The sequence below is a fragment of the Paraburkholderia phenazinium genome (genome assembly GCF_900100735.1).
Classification (GTDB): domain Bacteria; phylum Pseudomonadota; class Gammaproteobacteria; order Burkholderiales; family Burkholderiaceae; genus Paraburkholderia; species Paraburkholderia phenazinia.
Map to the genome: position 1 here is coordinate 623,688 of NZ_FNCJ01000003.1, position 16,919 is coordinate 640,606.

Sequence of the window (16,919 nt, forward strand, 5' to 3'; positions counted from 1 at the left end):
CGCCGCGAGAGGCATGGGGCGTGGCCCCCAATGAGGCTTAACCGTCGGCCAGAGGCCGACCTACCCTTTCGGATTGCGCGATTCGGTGTCGCGACGCAGACGCACGCCGTAGCCGAGACCACCCTCTTCGCTCAGAAACAACACGCCGGCACTCTCAAATGCGGTCGTCACTTTGATGATCGTCGCGAAATGCGCATGGATTTCCTCGCCCGCGGCTTCGAGACGTTTGACCGTAATGATCGAAACGCCTGCCATCTCCGCGAGCTTCGCCTGGTCCCAACCGAGAAGCGCTCGGCCTGCCCTGATTTGTATGCCCGATATCATGCTTGACAATAGGTATCTCTATTGATACTTTTAGTATCATACACGGTGGAGGTACCTATGGCTACAAATCCAGCGCCTGCGGACTGCAGGATGACACGATCAGCCTCTTATTTCCTGGTCGACGACGTGTTTGCGACGGCAGAGTTCTATCGTGACGTGTTGGGCTTTACCTTCGACGAGTTCTTTGGTGTCCCGCCAAGCTTTGTCATGGTCCAGCGCGACGACGTGACCATCATGTTCCGGCAGGTGCGGCCACCAAGGGCGGCGGTCGCGCGGCCCAACTCAACCATCATGGACGAAACGTTTGATACCTATATCCACGTCTCGAATGTGGATCAACTGGCCGCGGAGTTGCGCGCGAAGAAGGCCGATATTGTCGAAGGACCGGTTGATAGAATCTACGACATGCGAGAGCTGCTCGTGCGCGACTGCAACGGATATGTCATTGCATTCGGGCAGGGCTGAGTCCGATAGCTCGTCGGAGATCGGTTCGATGGGGTGAGAGTCCATTGGCGCATCGTGCGTCGGCGCTGTTTGCCCGCTATCACTGCGGATTCCACCGGTCAATGCAACACAATAGAAGCTGCGTAATAGAAGCTGCGCGATCGGTGGGAGCGTTGCCGTGTTTCAAATGCGGCACACATGGCAGGCGGCGATTCGTTATTGCAGGCGACACGTTCGCCACCGCGAACAACTGCAATAGACACCTGGCCCATGAAAGTGATTGCAATCATCCTGCTCGCCACGCGTACCTGTCGTCCGCCGGCAGGCAGCATCGCTTCCCAGGCGCCTTCTCACCGGCTAGACTTCGATCATCACACGGGACTCTTACCGGACAGGTGACCGATGCCTCCATCCGATGCAGGTTTACTTACCGCTGTGCTCGATGCCGTCGCCCAGCGCGGCAGTCTGGTACCGAACGACTGGACGAACGTCGTCTCGTTTGTCTCTCTGCGGCCGCCCGATAGGTTCGATCGTGACGCATTCGAAAGACTGCGCTCGATGATGAAGGTTGGCTACGGCCTCGAACTGACTGTTGTCGGCGGCGCCTACGGATGTTTCAAGCTGTTCGTGCGTGTCGAGCATTCACCGGACGGCAAGGCAACGACTGTGGAAGTAGATTCCAACACGCAGCCCGATCCGGATCTATTGGGCATCGTCCTGCGGCAAATCATGAATTCCCCGTCCTTGAGAAAGGAGCTCGCCGAAGCCGGCATCGCCAAGGTGCAGACCCGCGAGGTCACGTACGACGTGCGCACCGAGGAACGCAGTCCGGGCCACGGCGGCGACCGGCCGATCATCATCGTGAATGGGCCGGTCGGCTCGATCGGCAACGAGAACACGATTTCGGGCACGGACATCAGCGCCGGACAAGATCGGCCGCCGGCCAGCCGCGACTCGCGCAAGCCTGGGCAAGAAATGTGACCGGGATCCCAAAAGAGAAAGGAGCGAGAGAGTGAACAAGACCACCGAAGTCAAAGGCGCTGTGGTTTCGATAGGCGACTTCAACGAGATCCACGACGTCAACGTGCAGGTCAACATGGTCGAGGCAATGGCCGACGGCGAACTGCGCTCGCTGGCCGAGCAGCTCGCTTCCCTACGGCAGGCGCTACAGTCCAAGGCGGCATCGGCCGACGATTTCGTCGAGCTCGGCCAGCTTGCCCAAGCGGAAAAGGCCGCTCAAGCCGGGGACAAGACCGGCGCGTTCGATGCGCTAAGAAAGGTCGGTCGGTGGAGCCTCGACGCCGCCAGGGATCTGGGCGTCGCCCTCCTCGCCGAAGTCATCAAGAAGTCGGCCGGGATCGGCTGACGTGCAGGCAGTTCAGGAACTCCCGAGAAATTCAGATCCGGCAGCCGTACGAAGTAAAGAGCGGCCTCATCCGGGAAAATCCGCACCAACCGCCATCCAGATACAACGCAACGTCCTGCCTCCCCGAAGGCGAAGTTTCGGCGAGAGCCCCGACACAACCAGGCTCAATCCGTAATCAGCGATTCCGCCCAGGAATGGGTACCCATATTGCCCGTCCCATTACTCATCCAGTCATAGTCACCATATCCCGCACCCTCGCCCGGCCACGGATTCATGAAATAGATCATCTGCCCGTCGTCGTCGTAGCCGTCGAGGACAAGAAAATGTCCACCTCCATTGGGCCACTGCCAAAGAATAACGACGGGATTGCCCTGATCGATTGCGGATGTCACGGTTTGATAGGCAGCCGGCTCGTCGTAGTAGGTCGAGTCGCGCCGTCCTAGCGACCACAAAATGCCGGAGATGCCCGTGGTGCCCGTCATATAGTTGGGGGCGTTAGCCGACGAGTCGTCCCAATCGAAATCGCTATTTCCACACGCATAGTCAATACCGCTCACCCAATTGACGATACTGCATTGCGTCGTAGAGACGCCGCGGTAAGTCAATACTGCATTGGCATCCGCAGCCCAGCACCATTCGCTATGATCCTGCGTCACGATGGGAACATTAAGCTGTTGCGATGCGGCGCAGGCGAGTATCGGAAAAGCTAGCTGCAGCGCTCCCCCGATCCATCGGGAAATCGCGGTAGTCGTCTTCATTGAGAATTCTCCGGTTGCATCAGTCGCACGGGGCGTAGGCCACGACGGATACTGGTGCGCAAGTCGGGCAATATCTGCGACTCGGGAATGGCCGTGGGAACTTGATTCGCATCGAGGGTCTGTTCGCCCAGCATCGCCCGCGCACTACTCAGCGGGACATATTGCGGCACCGATTGACCGGCTGCGGGTGAAGCGATTTCGACAAAGTCGGCCACGCCTTGAGGGCTGCGAATGAAACGCAACTGGGGAGGAGGAACCTGGTTGGCATAGCGCGACACGACCCTGCTGACTTCCTGTGCCAGCCCACTCGCACCAGCGGAGACCATTTGCCAGTGGTCTCGCATTTTGGCGACCGTGATCAAGCCAACCGGTCTATTGCCGAGCATCACGACGAATCGCCACTCGCCGCCTGGATACGTGCTCGATGCGATGCTGCTACCGGCCAGAATCGCACGGGGATCGATCAGGTTGACCTGAAAGCCGTAACCAATGGTCGCATTGCGCAATTCATTGTAGTCCTCAACATCCATGATACGAACTGTGCGCCCCTGGTTTGCGGTAGCAGTCAGTCGATTCGCCAACGTCGTCAGACCTTCTTCAGCGGCTTGACGTTGCGCTGTTCCTTGAGCGATCGAGATGGTATCAGCATCAGAGCTTAGATTGGCCGAGTGCCCGACCGGCGCTCCTGATACAGAGTGGCATATCAAGATCGACGCGATAAGCAGAGTGGCGACTTTATATCCTTTCTGCATCGGAATACTCCAGATATGGATGATGCATTAAATGATTGTTTTTATTGTCGGATTCCCCCGGCAGTATTGGACTGCTTATCGACGAGTGTAATCGTCCGTAAGATCGCCGAAACCTGTCAGAATAGACAGTTATCCTAACTGTCATGTTTAACAGGTTTCTTTTGCGTCAACAGCTGATAAGATCGGACGGGTGCCGGTCCGTCCGTGATGAAATTGATCAGGCGGACCCGCTACAAAGAGAAGTACGGGATGTGCTGCGACTTCGTGTTCGGCGTCGAGTTATGTCTCGCGGCCGGACATGAGCCCGCCCGCAAGCTCGCGCTGCGGCGTCTCGTGCCAATTGTCGTTTCAAGATATTCGAAGAATCACGCGCCGCTACTGCGCCTGAAGATCGCGCTCAGGCGCCTGGGCGCGACGGAACCCGTCTCGGCCATTGGCGTCACCCCACCAAAGCCCAGGTTACCCGTCGCAGCAGCATCGCACGCCCTAACGGCCTCGACCCGCCAGCCGCTTACTTCTTCTCCGGCTCCGGGTTCGTCTGCGGATTGGCAGGCGTAAACGGGAACGTGCTGAACATCGACTTGGCCTGGTTCTGCATCTGCTCCTGCATCTGCACGAACATGTTCTTCGACTGCTCGATATAGCTGGTCATCATGCCCTGCATCATCGGCGCCTGCATGTTCATGAACTGCGACCACACCTCGGGATTCATGGCCTTGCCTTCATACAGGTTCTTCGACTGATCGGCGAGCTTGGCCTGGATGTCGATGAATGCCTGGATGTTCTTCTCGAGATACGTGCCCATCATGCCCTGCATCGCGTGTCCGTAGAAACGGATGATCTGCGAAAGCATCGACGACGAGAACATCGGCAAACCGCCGCTCTCTTCTTCCAGAATGATCTGCAACAGAATGGCGCGCGTCAGGTCCTCGTTGCTCTTCGCATCGATGACCTTGAAATCCTCCTGATCCAGCACGAGCTGCTTGACGTCAGTCAGCGTGATGTACGTGCTTGTCTCGGTGTCATAGAGCCGACGGTTCGGATATTTCTTGATGAGTCGTTCGGCAGTTTTCTTTGTAGTAGTGGTCATTTAACGCCTTTGAGCGCCATTGAAGCGCAGAAACGGCGTCCTGTCGCACGAGCAATCTGGCCTTCGATTGCGCGCACGAGACGCCGCCGGAAACACCTGAACCATGCAGTACTCCGTCTCACGACAGAGCACCTCACGGATCAGCCCATGTGCAGACCGCCATTCAGCGAGAAATCGGCTCCCGTCGAAAAGCCCGATTCGTCCGACGCGAGCCACGCTACGATCGAACCAATTTCATCCGGCTGGCCGAGACGGCGCACCGGAATCGTCGCAACGATCTTTTCCAGCACATCGGGGCGGATCGACTTGACCATATCCGTGCCGATGTAGCCCGGCGAAACGGTGTTGACCGTCACGCCCTTGGTCGCCACTTCCTGCGCCAGCGACATCGTGAAACCGTGAATGCCGGCCTTGGCCGTCGAGTAGTTGGTCTGCCCGAACTGGCCCTTCTGCCCATTCACCGACGAGATGTTGATCACGCGCCCAAAGCCGCGCTCGACCATGCCGTCGATCACCTGCTTGGTGACGTTGAACAGGCTCGTCAGGTTGGTGTCGATCACCGCCGTCCAGTCTTCGTGAGTCATCTTGCGGAACACGACGTCGCGCGTAATGCCCGCATTGTTGACCAGCACGTCGACTTCGCCGACTTCGGATTTCACCTTGTCGAACGCCGCCTTGGTCGATTCCCAGTCGCCGACGTTACCTTCCGAGGCGATAAAGTCGAAACCGAGCGCTTTCTGCTCTTCGAGCCACTTCACACGACGCGGAGAGTTCGGGCCGCAACCAGCGACGACCTTGAAGCCTTCCTTATGAAGACGTTGGCAAATGCTCGTGCCGATGCCGCCCATTCCGCCCGTTACATACGCAATTCGCTGTGCCATAAACCACACTCCATTATCGTTTTTCCGAGGCGCCGACCGGCAGCCCCTTTCCTCGCCTTTACTGCATCATCTCCACTGCCGCCGGGCGACCGGCTGGCGAGGCCGCCAACACACCGCGTGCCGCGAGCCGCTTCATCTCTTACCACGGATGAATCGCACGCGGCACCCCTGCTTCGCTCAGAAGCGTTCGACTGCCAGCGCCACGCCCATGCCGCCGCCGATACACAGCGAGGCCAAGCCCTTCTTGGCGTCGCGCTTCTGCATTTCGTGCAGCAGCGTGACGAGAATCCGGCAGCCGGACGCGCCGATCGGATGGCCGATTGCAATCGCGCCGCCGTTCACGTTGACCTTCGAGGTGTCCCAGCCCATTTGCTGGTGCACGGCAAGCGCCTGAGCAGCGAAAGCCTCGTTGATTTCCATCAGGTCGAGGTCGGCCGGCGTCCAGCCTGCGCGCTCGAGACAGCGGCGCGAAGCCGGCACCGGGCCCATGCCCATCACCTTCGGATCGACACCGGCGTTGGCGTAAGCCTTGATCCGTGCGAGCGGCTTGAGGCCGAGCGCTTCGGCCTTCTTGGCCGACATCACCACCACCGCAGCCGCGCCGTCGTTCAGGCCCGATGCGTTCGCCGCCGTCACCGTGCCTTCCTTCGAGAAGGCCGGTTTCAGACTCGCGAGCGACTCGGCCGTCACGCCGTGACGCACGAATTCGTCGGTGGCAAAGCGCAGCGGCTCGCCCTTGCGTTGCGGGATCTCGACCGGCACGATCTCGTCGTCGAAACGGCCAGCCTTCTGGGCCGCTTCCGCCTTGTTCTGCGACAGCGCCGCAAACGCGTCCTGCTGCTCGCGGGTGATGCCGTATTCCTTGGCGACGTTCTCAGCCGTCACGCCCATGTGGTACTGGTTGTACACGTCCCACAGGCCGTCCACGATCATGCTGTCGATCAGCTTGGCGTCGCCCATGCGGAAGCCGTCACGCGAGCCCGGCAGCACGTGCGGTGCGGCGCTCATGTTTTCCTGGCCGCCAGCCACCACGATGTCGGCGTCGCCGGCAATGATGGCGTTGGCCGCCAGCATCACGGCCTTCAGACCTGAGCCGCACACCTTGTTGATCGTCATGCCGGGCACCGACAGCGGCAGCCCCGCCTTGATTAGTGCCTGACGTGCAGGGTTCTGGCCCGAGCCTGCCGTCAGAACCTGGCCCAAGATGACTTCGCTGACCTGCTCGGGCTTCACGCCCGCGCGTTCGAGTGCAGCGCGAACCACCAGGGCGCCGAGATCGGGTGCGGCGATTTTCGCCAGCGACCCACCGAATTTGCCGACTGCCGTACGCGCGGCCGATACGATCACTACATCAGTCATTTCAATTTCCTCCGGACTTTGCGGCCAATCGCTCCGCCGCCCGTCAAGTTAAAAATCCATTCACCTGCACAGTGCCGCTCTAACCTACAAACCCTCTAACCGCTCCAGCCGCTCTAGCCGGCCACTACGCGGCCATTCGCATTCGGCGTGTCATTCGCGTTGCATCACATACCGCCCGGGCGCTGCCTCGATCACCGGGAAGTCGGTCGAGCCCGCAGTAGCGCGCGCCTTGACCTTCTTGCCACCATACTGATCGAGCCAGCGGGTCCACTCGGGCCACCAGCTGCCGGGTACTTCCGTTGCCTGTTCGAACCAGTCATCCGGATTCTCCGGCAAATGCTTGTCCTCCGTCTGCAGCACCCAGTAGTTACGCTTGTTCTTGGCAGGCGGATTGATCACGCCCGCGATATGCCCGGACGCGCCGAGTACGAACTCGAGCGGGCCGCTCAGCAACGGCACCGAAGCGTAGGCCGTGCGCCACGGCACGATATGGTCTTCGCGTGAACCGTAGATGAAGGTCGGCACATCGATCAGCGACAAGTCCACTTTCTCGCCGCACACCGTCAATGCATTCGCCTCGCGCAGACGATTCTCCAGATATGTATTGCGCAAGTACCAGACATACATCGGGCCAGGCAGGCTCGTCGAATCGCTGTTCCAGTACAGCAGGTCGAACGGCATCGGCGTGCGACCCTTTAGATAGTTGTCGACGACATAGTTCCATACGAGGTCGTTCGGGCGCAGGAACGAGAACGCATTGGCGAACTCGATGCCACGCATCAACCCCGGTTGCGCGCCGTTCTTGCCGCCGATGGTCTGCTCGCGCATCTGCACATGCGCTTCGTCGACGAACACATCGAGCACCCCTGTGTCCGAGAAGTCGAGCATGGCGGTGAGCAGCGTCATCGAAGCAGCCGGATGTTCGCCGCGCGCTGCGGCCACTGCGAGCGCTGTGGCCAGCATCGTGCCGCCGACGCAGAAACCGAGCGTATTGATCTGCTCGCGCCCGCTGATCTTGCGCACGGCATCGATCGCGGTGAGCACGCCTTCTTCGGTGTAGTCGTCCCACGTCTTATGCGCAATCGACGCATCGGCGTTGCGCCACGAAATCAGAAACACCTGATGCCCGGACTCGAGCCCGTGAGCGACGAGCGAATTCTCCGGCTGCAGATCGAGGATGTAGTACTTGTTGATGCAAGGCGGCACGATCAGGAGCGGCCGCTCGCGCACGCTCGCCGTGCGCGGCTTGTACTGGATCAACTGGATCAGGTCGTTCTCGAACACCACCGAACCTTCTGTGTTCGCGAGGTTCTTGCCGACCACGAAACGCGACTCGTCGGTCTGCGAAATCTTGCCGCGCTGCAGGTCGTTCAATAGATTGGCAACGCCTTGCCGCAGACTCTCGCCGCGACTCTCGAGCAAGGTCTTCTGCGCTTCCGGATTGAGGGCAAAGAAGTTGCTCGGCGAGGCCGCAGCCGTCCACTGCTGAACTGCGAAGCGAATCCGCTCACGCACCTTCGGCTCGGCGTCGAGCGCCTCGACCAGCTCCTGCAGATAACGTGCGTTGAGCAGATACCACGCGGCCGTGAACGCATGCGCCGGCGAGGCGCTCCATGCGTCCGCGCTGAAGCGGCGGTCTTTGAGTTCAGGAATCTTCGGCGTGGCGTCGCCCGCCTGCTGGATCAACTGCATCGCTTCGCGCGAATAGTCGGCTTGCAGCTTCTGCAGACGCTCCGTGGGAATCGCCGCCGTCGGCAACTTGAGACCGGCAAACGGCGCCATCGCTGCGGCAGCATTGCCGAAGTCGGGCATGGCTGGCATGGGCGGCATCTGGAAAGCGCCGGCATTGCCCGCACCGGGCACACCAAGGGCGCGCCATGCGCTCATCCATGCGTCGAATAACTGCAGCGGTCCGGCGGAGCCTGCACCGGCCTGCTGCTGGGTACGCTCCGTCGTGGAGTCCGTGCTTGAGGAAGTCGAGGAATGTTGAGATGCTGCCATACCTGCTTTTGACCGGTGAGTCCTGACGGACGGTTGAGAGGCAGGTTTCCAGCGCACGTGGGCGATTGCTCGCGACCTCGTCACGCCCTGTCCCGTGTGTGGGGGACATTCTTGCTCCCCATCGCAAGGCATGTCAATGCTTGTTCCCGATTTTGCCGCAGTGCGATAGTTTTTTAATTATCGTTTTCCCCATGTATTTCATCGCGCTATTGAGATGAGCTTGAACGAATGGGCAAGAAACGTAAAAGGCCCATATTACAGGGCCTTTTCTGGATTTAACGTGACGAATCGGGCCGATTCTCGATGCTTCCGATTCAGTCTGCTGCATTGGGCGCATGCGCTTTGGCGGCGCAACAAAAATGCCCGCTGCGCCCCCGAACAAACCCTTATGCGCCGTGCGTGCTCTGGGCGGCAGCGGTGCGCGCAGGGCCGCCCGTTAGTCTGCGAGCCAGATCATTGCAGCCATGCGGCCCGTCACGCGATCACGCCGGTACGAATAAAAGCGTTCGCGCTCAGTCACCGTACATGCGTCACCGCCGCTAATCTCCGTCACGCCGAGGCGCTGCAAGCGCAAACGCGCCAGCGCGGGAAGATCGGCGAGATATTTACCCGGCGCATCGGGCCGTGGCACGAATGCTTGCGCAGTGGCTTCACGTTGTGCAGCGTCGACGCCATTCATGAAGGCGTCACGCACGTCTGAACCGACCTCGAAGGTCTGCGCTCCGATGGACGGCCCAAGGTACGCGCGCAAGGAGCCGGCTTGCGTGCCGGCGAGTTCGGCCACGCGCTGCGCGGTCTTCTCGACGACACCCGCTGCGAGGCCGCGCCATCCCGCATGCGCGGCGCCCACCGCGCGGCCCTCGGCGTCGCACAAAAGAACCGGCATGCAGTCGGCGATCATCACCACGCAGATCGTGCCCGGCCGGTTGGTCACACTGGCATCGGCGCGCACGAGCGGCGCGCCCTCCCGGGCTCGCATCAGCACTTCGTGCGCATCGACAACCCCCGCGCCGTGGACCTGCTCGAGCCATGCCGCCTCGGCGCCACCCGTCAAAGCCATCAGACGTGCGCGGTTCTGCTCGACGCAAACCGGGTCGTCACCGGCCAGCCGGCCAAGGTTCAGGCCGCCCGGCTGATCGGCGCCATCGCGCCAGCGGCCGTACGGCGGCAAGCTTACGCCGCCGTTGCGCGTGGTCACCAGCGCGCGCACCCGTGGCGCGACCTGCCAGCCGGGTTGCAGCACATCGGCGAGCGTCAGCGCAGGCACCGTGGACTCATCCTGGGCGGACCCATGCAACGCCGCTTCGGGCCGGCTCGATTCAGGCTGCGTCATGCGCGGTCATCCTCATCGTCGTCTTCAGCATCGAGCCCCTCATCGAAAGACGCTTCGTAACCTTCCGCTTCCTCATCTTCGTAATACGACTCATCGAACTCGCCTTCATCGTCACGACCGAGTCCAAGCGCAGCCGACAACGCTGCCATGTCTTCCGGCACCTCGGCGCGCCATTGCATCTCGCGGCCGGTCTGCGGGTGAATCAGGCCAAGGCGCCATGCATGCAGCGCCTGGCGGGCGAAACCGTCCGGCAGCGGCGTGACCGAACGCTTGCCGCGCGCGCGTCCATAGACCGGGTCGCCCAGCAGCGGATGACCGATGTGCGCGCAATGCACGCGAATCTGGTGAGTGCGCCCCGTTTCCAGGTCGCAGTGGATCGCCGAGACCGGCTGGCGCTGCCAGATCGCCGTATCGACACGCCGGAAGTGCGTGCGCGCGGGTTTGCCCGATGCACTCGTGACGACCGCCATGCGGGTGCGCTCGCGCGGATCGCGGCCGATCGGCGCATCGATCGTGCCCTCGTCCGGCATGGTGCCCCATACCAGCGCCAGATAGCGGCGCTTGACGGTGCGGGCCTGCAATTGCCGCACGAGGTCGGTCTGCGCCTCGAGGGTGCGCGCCACCACCATCAGCCCGGAGGTTTCCTTGTCGAGCCGGTGCACGATGCCGGCGCGCGGCAAGCCGGAGGCCGCCTCGCCATAGCGATGCAGCAGGCCGTTCAGCACGGTGCCGCTCCAGTTGCCCGCGGCGGGATGCACCACCATGCCGGCGGGCTTGTTGATCACGACGAGCGTGTCGTCCTCGTAGACGACGTCGAGAGGCACAGGCTCTGGCGTAAACGCGAGCTGCTCGGGCAGCAGATCCGGCACGAGCTCGATGCTCGCGCCAAGCGGCACCGGCTGGCGAATCTTTGCGGGCACGCCATCCACCCGCACGCGCTCCTCCTCGATCCAGCCTTGCAGCCGGTTCCGGGAGAATTCGGGGAACACCTTGGCAAGCACCTTGTCGAGCCGCTCGCCGGCCATTTCGTCGGGCACGATCACCACGCGCGGCGTGTTGTCCACGGCTTTGCTGGCCACGGTCGGCACCTCGCTCGCGGCCTCTTCGGGCGCGAGCGCGTCGCCGTCGAGATCGTCGTCTAACGAATCACTACCCAACGCGTCGGAGGGGTCAGCGCTTGGGCTATAATCTTTGTTGCTATTCCGGGTACCAGTAGCGGGAACCGGATTATTTGAACGGGTCATTGAGTCTGGGTCACCTGGACGTAAAGCTAGACTGGAAAATGCGAGCCTTGAATATCATTACCGAATTGGCCCAAAAGACGGCGGCCCTAAAGACAGCGGCCCTGCAGACGGCCGCCCGGGCATCAGCCCGAAGCAGCGCCGCCCGAGTGGCGCGCTATTTTGCCTGTCTCGCGGCCGTCGCGGTTGTGGCGGCCTGTCATGGTCTGCCGGAAAAGACTGATGAGACGGCAACCTGGGCGAACAACAAATTATATACGGAGGCGCAGGATGCCCTGTCCGGTGGCGACTGGGGTAAGTGCGCGAAATATTTCGAGATGCTTGAGGGGCGTGATCCGTTCGGCCACTTTGCCCAGCAAGCGCAGATCAACGTCGCCTACTGTAACTGGAAAGACAGCGAAAACGACGCCGCCAACCAGGCTATCGACCGCTTCATCCAGTTGCACCCGGGTCATCCTGATATTGCCTACGCGTACTACCTGAAGGGCATGATCAACTTCAACGACGACCTCGGTCTGTTCGGCCGCTTCTCCGGCCAGGACATGAGCGAGCGCGATCCGAAGTCGCTGCGCGAATCGTATGACGCGTTCAAGGTGGTGGTCGACAAATATCCGAACAGCAAGTACGCACCGGATTCGGCACAACGCATGCGCTATATCGTGAACGCCCTGGCGTCGCACGAAGTCCACGCAGCGGACTACTACTACCGCCGTGGCGCGTACGTTGCGGCCATCAACCGCGCGCAGCTCGCCATCAAGGATTACCGCAATGCGCCGGCTATCGAAGACGCACTGCACATCATGATGCTCTCGTATCAGAAACTGAATCAGCCGCAACTGGCTGACGATACGAAGCGCGTGCTGGCCGGCACCTTCCCGGATAGCCCGTACATCACCGGTCACGCCCGGCCGGGTCAGCAAAAGTCGTGGTGGCAGTTCTAAGCCTCACGCCTGACAAACAAAAAACGCCACGATCCTGAAAATCGTGGCGTTTTTGTTTGTGCAGCGGTTTGTGCGGCGTTCGTGCGCAGGCGTGCGTGCGACTGACGGCCGCAGAGCCGTCAGCCAGTCACCCGGTCAATCGCGCTCGAACAGCGCAATCGACTCCACATGCGAGGTGTGCGGGAACATATTGACCACGCCCGCCCCCTTGAGCCGGTAGCCGGCTTCGTGGACCAGCAAACCTGCATCGCGCGCGAGCGTCGACGGATTGCAGGACACGTAGACGATGCGTTTGGGCAGCGGGCCGTCGCCGCTTTGGGCAATCTCGGCGAGCGCCTTCGACACCGCCAAGGCGCCTTCGCGCGGCGGGTCGATGAGGAATTTCTCGAAGTGGCCGAGCGCGCGCATATCGTCGGCGGTGACCTCGAACAGGTTCCGGCAGGCGAACGACGTGTGCCCCGCCACACCGTTTTCCTCGGCGTTCGCGAGCGCGCGCGTGGTCAGGACCTCGCTGCCCTCGATACCCACGACTTCCTGCGAGATCCGCGCGAGCGGCAACGTGAAGTTGCCGATGCCGCAAAACAGATCCAGCACGCGATCAGTGCGCGAGGGCGCCAGCAGGCGCAGCGCGCGGCCCACCAGCACGCGGTTGATCTGGTGATTGACCTGGGTGAAGTCGGTCGGCTTGAACGGCATGCGGATGTTGTATTCCGGCAGCGTGTAGTCCAGGCGGGCGTCGAGCGGATAGAACGGCGCCACCGAATCCGGTCCCTGCGGCTGCAGCCAGAACTGCACATTGTGCGCATCGGCGAACTCGCGCAGCAGTTGCTCGTCGGCTGCATTGATCGGCTCCAGAATGCGCAGCACCAGCGCCGTCACCGTCGAGCCGACCGCGAGTTCGATCTGCGGCATGCGCTCACGAATCGACAACCCCTCGACCAGCCGGCGCAGCGGCACCAGCATCGCCGAGACGTGCGGCGGCAGCACCTCGCATGTGGTCATGTCGGCAATAAAGCTACTCTTGCGCTCGTGGAACCCTACCAGCACACCGCCTTTCTTGGCCACGTAGCGCACGGTGAGACGCGCCCGGTAGCGATAACCCCATGACGGGCCGTGAATCGGCCTGTACACGGTCTCCGGCCGCAGCTTGGCCAGATGCGCCAGATTGTCCTCGAGCACGCGTTGCTTGACGGCGATCTGCGCCCTCACGTCGAGATGCTGCATCGAGCAGCCGCCGCAGGTGCCGAAGAACTGGCACTGCGGCTTGGTGCGGATCACGCTCTCGCGCAGCACATCGACCACTTCCGCCTGTTCGAAACTCGGCTTCCTGCGATAGCTCAAATAGGTGACACGCTCGCCGGGCAACGCGCCCTCGACGAAAATCACCTTGCCCGGCGTGCCGTCTTCGTTGACGGTCCGGCCTACGCCGCGCGCTTCCATGTCGAGCGATTCGACTTCGAGAATCGGGGCTATAACAGGCACGGCGGACGCGTTGGACGCACCGGCTCCGGCGGACGCTTTTTTCTTGCCTCTGGACGAGCGGTTCGAGGCACGATTGGGGGCAATCTGAGACACCTGCGGCTTCCTGACAGACTGTGGGGGAAGGCGAGATTGTAGACGAACCACAACCGGCGACGGAGATTTGACGATGCGACTGATGAACTGGAATGTCCAGTGGGGACGCAACGCCGCGGGCGAGGTGGACCTCGCGCGCACGCTCGCCGAGGCGCGCCGCCTGGTCGACTTCGACGTGCTGTGCCTGCAGGAAGTCACGCGCGGCTTCGGCGCGCTGCCGGGGCATCCGGGCGACGATCAGTTCGCCGAACTGGCGGCGGCCCTGCCCGGCTTTAGTGTATTCGAGGCGATCGGCGCCGATCTTCCGCCGCCCGCATCTAGCAAGGCTGCGGGCCTGCACCGCCGACAGTTCGGCAATGCGCTGGCGACGCGCCTGCCAGTCGAACGCGTCACCCGCCACGCGCTACCGTGGCCCGCCGACCCGGCTGCGCCGTCGATGCAACGCGCGGCGCTGGAAGTGATGCTGCAAGCACCGGGCGGCCCGCTGCGGGTGCTGGTGACGCATCTGGAGTTCTATTCGCTGACCCAGCGGCTGGCGCAAGTCGACGCGCTACGCAGACTGCAACAGGAGGCGGCGGGCCATGCTGCGCATCCAGCACAAGCGGAAAACGCCGAGGGGCCGTTCACGGACACCTCCCGGCCGGCCAGTGCGATCGTCTGCGGCGATTTCAACAGCGCGTTTGGGAGCGAGGCCTATCAGCGGATGCTGGAGCCGCTGCCGGGCAGCCCTGCTTTCATCGACACGTGGATAACACTGCATCCGGGCGAAACGCCTCCGCCGACGGCTGGGGTTTACGACAAGGTGCAGTGGTCATCCGGCCCGCTGACCTGTGATTTCGTCTTCGTCACCGAGGATCTGCGCGGCCGGCTGCGCCGCTGCGAGATCGACGGTATGACGCAGGCATCGGATCATCAACCGATCCTGCTGGAGCTGGATTAAAGACAGCGAAAAACGATAAGCGCCGGCTACTTGTCGAAGGCCGTCAGATACTCGGCCCAATGCGCCGCCGGCTCCTGCGCGAGCGAGCTTTTCACCAGTGCGATTTCGTCTGCGTATTCCTCAGGGGAAAAGCCGCCGCGCATCAACTGAAAGCGGCAATACAGCAGGTACGTGTTGACCACGTCGGTCTCGCAGTAATTGCGAATTTCCTCGATCTTGCCTGCCTGGAACGCATGCCACACCTGGCCGCCGTCCATGCCGAGCTTGCCGGGAAAACCGCATAGCTTGGCGAGCGCATCGAGCGGCGCGTTCGCGCGCGCCTGATACATTGCCAGCACGTCCATCAGGTCCGTGTGGCGCGCGTGGTAGCGGCTGATGTAGTTGTTCCACTTGAACTCGCGGTCGTCCTCACCCAGGTCCCAGAAGCGGCTCGCCGGAATCCCGTTGACCAGCGCGCGGTAGTTCAGCACCGGCAAATCGAAGCCGCCGCCGTTCCACGACACCAGTTGCGGTGTGTACTTCTCGATCACCCGGTAGAACGACTGCACCAGCGCCGCTTCGCCGTCTTCCAGCGTGCCGAGCGAGCGCACCCGAAAGCCGTTGTTGTCGCGAAACACACAGGAGATCGCCGCGATCCGTTGCAGGTGATGCGGCAGGAAATCGCTGCCGGTCTTTTCGCGGCGCGCGGCAAAGGCGTGCTCGGCGACTTCGGTGTCAGTGAGCGTGGCAGGCAAATCATCGAGGCGGCGAATGCCGGCGACATCGGGAATCGTCTCGATGTCGAAAACAAGAATCGGTGTCATCGGTTTTATAAAACGGCGTCCTTGCGCACACCGTTGGAGGCAAAGAAGCGCTTCAGGCGAACCAGTGCTTCCTGCTGGATCTGGCGCACACGCTCGCGCGTGAGGCCCATTTCATCGGCCAGCTCTTCGAGCGTGGCCGGCTCGATATGATTGAGGCCGAAGCGGCGCTCGATCACGTGGCGGTGCTTGTCGGACAGGCGGGCAAGCCACGCGCGCGTCAGCGTTTCCAGCTCGCGGTGCTGCACCTCGGCATCCGGCGACTGGCTCTGGTCGTCGGACAGCAAGTCGAGCAGGCTGCTCGCCGGATCGAGATCGAGCGGTGCGTCGAGCGATGCCGTGTGCTCGTTCAACGCGAGGATGTCCGTGACTTCGTCGGTCGTCTTGCCGGTCAGGTAGGCGATGTCGTCGATGCTGGCGTCGCGGCGGTCGGCCGCTTCGCCGGAGTTCATCGAGTTCTTTTCCAGATGGCGCTTGGCGCGCAACACCTGGTTGAGTTCGCGAATCACGTGCACCGGCAGGCGCACGGTGCGCGCCTGGTTCATGATGGCGCGCTCGATGCTCTGACGGATCCACCAGGTGGCGTACGTGGAAAAGCGGAAGCCGCGCGTAGGATCGAATTTCTCGATGGCGTGCATCAAGCCGAGGTTGCCCTCTTCGATCAGATCGAGCAGCGGCACGCCACGATTCAGATAACCTTTCGCGATACTGACGACGAGACGCAGATTGCGCTCGATCATCACTTGCCTCGCTTCGAATTCGCCGGCCTTGGCGAGCCGCGAATAACGCTGCTCTTCTTCCACCGTCAACAGCGGCTTGACGCTGATCCGGTTCAGGTAGTGCTGAATCGTGTCAGCGGTCAGTTCGGCCTGCAGCAGCGCACGGAAATCGTCGGCGTCGGGCACCGCATCGGCCACGCCTTCGCGCGCTTCGCCGCCCTCTTCTGCACCGCTTTGGCGCTCGTCGATGTCGCGTGCGTTGTCGAGATCGTCGACGCTATCGTCTTCGATCTCCGAAGCACCGCCGTCCTCCACCGTGACATGCGTGGCGCGGCTGATCTTCTCAGACTCGGCTTGCGGCGGGCGGCGCTTCGATTTCGGCATGGTCGTATCGC

At 61.9% G+C, this 16,919-nt stretch carries 17 protein-coding genes; 5 read left to right on the plus strand and 12 right to left on the minus strand.

Annotation, left to right across the window (positions count from 1 at the left end; genetic code table 11):
• Nucleotides 1-60: 60 nt before the first annotated feature.
• Nucleotides 61-255 (minus strand): hypothetical protein, encoded by a 195-nt coding sequence (locus BLQ92_RS09900; RefSeq protein WP_090683840.1) that lies wholly within the window; start codon nucleotides 253-255, stop codon nucleotides 61-63.
• A gap of 159 nt (nucleotides 256-414) precedes the next feature.
• On the opposite strand from BLQ92_RS09900, the gene BLQ92_RS09905 reads away from it, so the two are divergent.
• The 3 genes from BLQ92_RS09905 to BLQ92_RS09915 all read left to right on the plus strand — a co-directional run bounded on the left by BLQ92_RS09905 (nucleotide 415) and on the right by BLQ92_RS09915 (nucleotide 2,134).
• Nucleotides 415-789: a VOC family protein gene (locus BLQ92_RS09905; RefSeq protein WP_175772254.1), complete on the plus strand. Its 375-nt coding sequence runs from the start codon at nucleotides 415-417 to the stop codon at nucleotides 787-789.
• Nucleotides 790-1,170: 381 nt separating this feature from the next.
• Nucleotides 1,171-1,749 carry a hypothetical protein gene (locus BLQ92_RS09910; RefSeq protein ID WP_143016552.1) on the plus strand — a complete coding sequence of 193 codons (579 nt, stop codon included), beginning with the start codon at nucleotides 1,171-1,173 and terminating at the stop codon, nucleotides 1,747-1,749.
• 31 nt (nucleotides 1,750-1,780) lie between these two features.
• Nucleotides 1,781-2,134, plus strand: coding sequence for a hypothetical protein (locus tag BLQ92_RS09915; protein WP_090683845.1), 354 nt, complete (start codon nucleotides 1,781-1,783; stop codon nucleotides 2,132-2,134).
• A gap of 164 nt (nucleotides 2,135-2,298) precedes the next feature.
• Here BLQ92_RS09915 and BLQ92_RS09920 read toward each other — a convergent pair whose 3' ends face one another.
• From BLQ92_RS09920 to BLQ92_RS09960, 8 genes are all read right to left on the minus strand, one after another.
• A complete protein-coding gene (locus BLQ92_RS09920; protein ID WP_090683847.1) occupies nucleotides 2,299-2,892 on the minus strand; it encodes a C39 family peptidase in 594 nt (197 codons plus the stop codon).
• Nucleotides 2,889-3,644, minus strand: a complete 756-nt coding sequence (locus tag BLQ92_RS09925; RefSeq protein ID WP_143016553.1) for a hypothetical protein — start codon at nucleotides 3,642-3,644, stop codon at nucleotides 2,889-2,891. The genes BLQ92_RS09920 and BLQ92_RS09925 overlap by 4 nt, the downstream gene beginning before the upstream one ends.
• A gap of 511 nt (nucleotides 3,645-4,155) precedes the next feature.
• Nucleotides 4,156-4,734, minus strand: a complete 579-nt coding sequence (gene phaR / locus BLQ92_RS09935; RefSeq protein ID WP_090683853.1) for a polyhydroxyalkanoate synthesis repressor PhaR — start codon at nucleotides 4,732-4,734, stop codon at nucleotides 4,156-4,158.
• Between the two features lie 140 nt (nucleotides 4,735-4,874).
• A complete protein-coding gene (locus BLQ92_RS09940) occupies nucleotides 4,875-5,615 on the minus strand; it encodes a 3-ketoacyl-ACP reductase (RefSeq protein ID WP_090683855.1) in 741 nt (246 codons plus the stop codon).
• Between the two features lie 177 nt (nucleotides 5,616-5,792).
• Nucleotides 5,793-6,974, minus strand: a complete 1,182-nt coding sequence (locus tag BLQ92_RS09945; RefSeq protein WP_090683856.1) for an acetyl-CoA C-acetyltransferase — start codon at nucleotides 6,972-6,974, stop codon at nucleotides 5,793-5,795.
• A 150-nt stretch (nucleotides 6,975-7,124) separates the two neighbouring features.
• Nucleotides 7,125-8,861 (minus strand): class I poly(R)-hydroxyalkanoic acid synthase, encoded by a 1,737-nt coding sequence (phaC, locus tag BLQ92_RS09950; protein ID WP_425194916.1) that lies wholly within the window; start codon nucleotides 8,859-8,861, stop codon nucleotides 7,125-7,127.
• 550 nt (nucleotides 8,862-9,411) lie between these two features.
• Complete coding sequence (pgeF, locus tag BLQ92_RS09955; RefSeq protein ID WP_090683860.1) at nucleotides 9,412-10,308, minus strand: peptidoglycan editing factor PgeF; 897 nt, start codon at nucleotides 10,306-10,308, stop codon at nucleotides 9,412-9,414.
• Nucleotides 10,305-11,552 (minus strand): RluA family pseudouridine synthase, encoded by a 1,248-nt coding sequence (locus BLQ92_RS09960; RefSeq protein WP_090683862.1) that lies wholly within the window; start codon nucleotides 11,550-11,552, stop codon nucleotides 10,305-10,307. The genes pgeF and BLQ92_RS09960 overlap by 4 nt, the downstream gene beginning before the upstream one ends.
• A 38-nt stretch (nucleotides 11,553-11,590) precedes the next feature.
• On the opposite strand from BLQ92_RS09960, the gene BLQ92_RS09965 reads away from it, so the two are divergent.
• A complete protein-coding gene (locus tag BLQ92_RS09965; protein ID WP_090683864.1) occupies nucleotides 11,591-12,490 on the plus strand; it encodes an outer membrane protein assembly factor BamD in 900 nt (299 codons plus the stop codon).
• A 135-nt stretch (nucleotides 12,491-12,625) separates the two neighbouring features.
• Here BLQ92_RS09965 and rlmD read toward each other — a convergent pair whose 3' ends face one another.
• On the minus strand, nucleotides 12,626-13,930 hold the full coding sequence (gene rlmD / locus BLQ92_RS09970; RefSeq protein ID WP_425194917.1) for a 23S rRNA (uracil(1939)-C(5))-methyltransferase RlmD: 1,305 nt from the start codon (nucleotides 13,928-13,930) through the stop codon (nucleotides 12,626-12,628).
• Between the two features lie 208 nt (nucleotides 13,931-14,138).
• Between rlmD and BLQ92_RS09975 the strand changes: the two genes are divergently transcribed.
• Entirely contained in the window at nucleotides 14,139-15,005 is an 867-nt protein-coding gene (locus BLQ92_RS09975) for an endonuclease/exonuclease/phosphatase family protein (RefSeq protein WP_090683868.1), read from the plus strand.
• 26 nt (nucleotides 15,006-15,031) lie between these two features.
• Here the strand turns inward: BLQ92_RS09975 and BLQ92_RS09980 are convergent, their stop codons facing one another.
• Together BLQ92_RS09980 and rpoS are read right to left on the minus strand one after the other, a co-directional pair.
• Complete coding sequence (locus tag BLQ92_RS09980) at nucleotides 15,032-15,808, minus strand: 3'-5' exonuclease (RefSeq protein WP_090683870.1); 777 nt, start codon at nucleotides 15,806-15,808, stop codon at nucleotides 15,032-15,034.
• Between the two features lie 5 nt (nucleotides 15,809-15,813).
• On the minus strand, nucleotides 15,814-16,908 hold the full coding sequence (gene rpoS, locus BLQ92_RS09985; protein ID WP_090683871.1) for an RNA polymerase sigma factor RpoS: 1,095 nt from the start codon (nucleotides 16,906-16,908) through the stop codon (nucleotides 15,814-15,816).
• Between the last annotated feature and the right edge of the window lie 11 nt (nucleotides 16,909-16,919).

What these genes read in the sequence shown, in the direction of transcription:
- BLQ92_RS09900 (WP_090683840.1), bottom strand. Translation starts at nt 255, where the DNA reads ATGGCAGGCGTTTCGATCATTACGGTCAAACGTCTCGAAGCCGCGGGC.
- BLQ92_RS09905 (WP_175772254.1), top strand. Translation starts at nt 415, where the DNA reads ATGACACGATCAGCCTCTTATTTCCTGGTCGACGACGTGTTTGCGACG.
- BLQ92_RS09910 (WP_143016552.1), top strand. Translation starts at nt 1,171, where the DNA reads ATGCCTCCATCCGATGCAGGTTTACTTACCGCTGTGCTCGATGCCGTC.
- BLQ92_RS09920 (WP_090683847.1), bottom strand. Translation starts at nt 2,892, where the DNA reads ATGAAGACGACTACCGCGATTTCCCGATGGATCGGGGGAGCGCTGCAG.
- BLQ92_RS09925 (WP_143016553.1), bottom strand. Translation starts at nt 3,644, where the DNA reads ATGCAGAAAGGATATAAAGTCGCCACTCTGCTTATCGCGTCGATCTTG.
- phaR (WP_090683853.1), bottom strand. Translation starts at nt 4,734, where the DNA reads ATGACCACTACTACAAAGAAAACTGCCGAACGACTCATCAAGAAATAT.
- BLQ92_RS09940 (WP_090683855.1), bottom strand. Translation starts at nt 5,615, where the DNA reads ATGGCACAGCGAATTGCGTATGTAACGGGCGGAATGGGCGGCATCGGC.
- BLQ92_RS09945 (WP_090683856.1), bottom strand. Translation starts at nt 6,974, where the DNA reads ATGACTGATGTAGTGATCGTATCGGCCGCGCGTACGGCAGTCGGCAAA.
- phaC (WP_425194916.1), bottom strand. Translation starts at nt 8,861, where the DNA reads ATGAGCGCATGGCGCGCCCTTGGTGTGCCCGGTGCGGGCAATGCCGGC.
- pgeF (WP_090683860.1), bottom strand. Translation starts at nt 10,308, where the DNA reads ATGACGCAGCCTGAATCGAGCCGGCCCGAAGCGGCGTTGCATGGGTCC.
- BLQ92_RS09960 (WP_090683862.1), bottom strand. Translation starts at nt 11,552, where the DNA reads ATGACCCGTTCAAATAATCCGGTTCCCGCTACTGGTACCCGGAATAGC.
- BLQ92_RS09965 (WP_090683864.1), top strand. Translation starts at nt 11,591, where the DNA reads ATGCGAGCCTTGAATATCATTACCGAATTGGCCCAAAAGACGGCGGCC.
- rlmD (WP_425194917.1), bottom strand. Translation starts at nt 13,930, where the DNA reads ATGGAAGCGCGCGGCGTAGGCCGGACCGTCAACGAAGACGGCACGCCG.
- BLQ92_RS09975 (WP_090683868.1), top strand. Translation starts at nt 14,139, where the DNA reads ATGCGACTGATGAACTGGAATGTCCAGTGGGGACGCAACGCCGCGGGC.
- BLQ92_RS09980 (WP_090683870.1), bottom strand. Translation starts at nt 15,808, where the DNA reads ATGACACCGATTCTTGTTTTCGACATCGAGACGATTCCCGATGTCGCC.
- rpoS (WP_090683871.1), bottom strand. Translation starts at nt 16,908, where the DNA reads ATGCCGAAATCGAAGCGCCGCCCGCCGCAAGCCGAGTCTGAGAAGATC.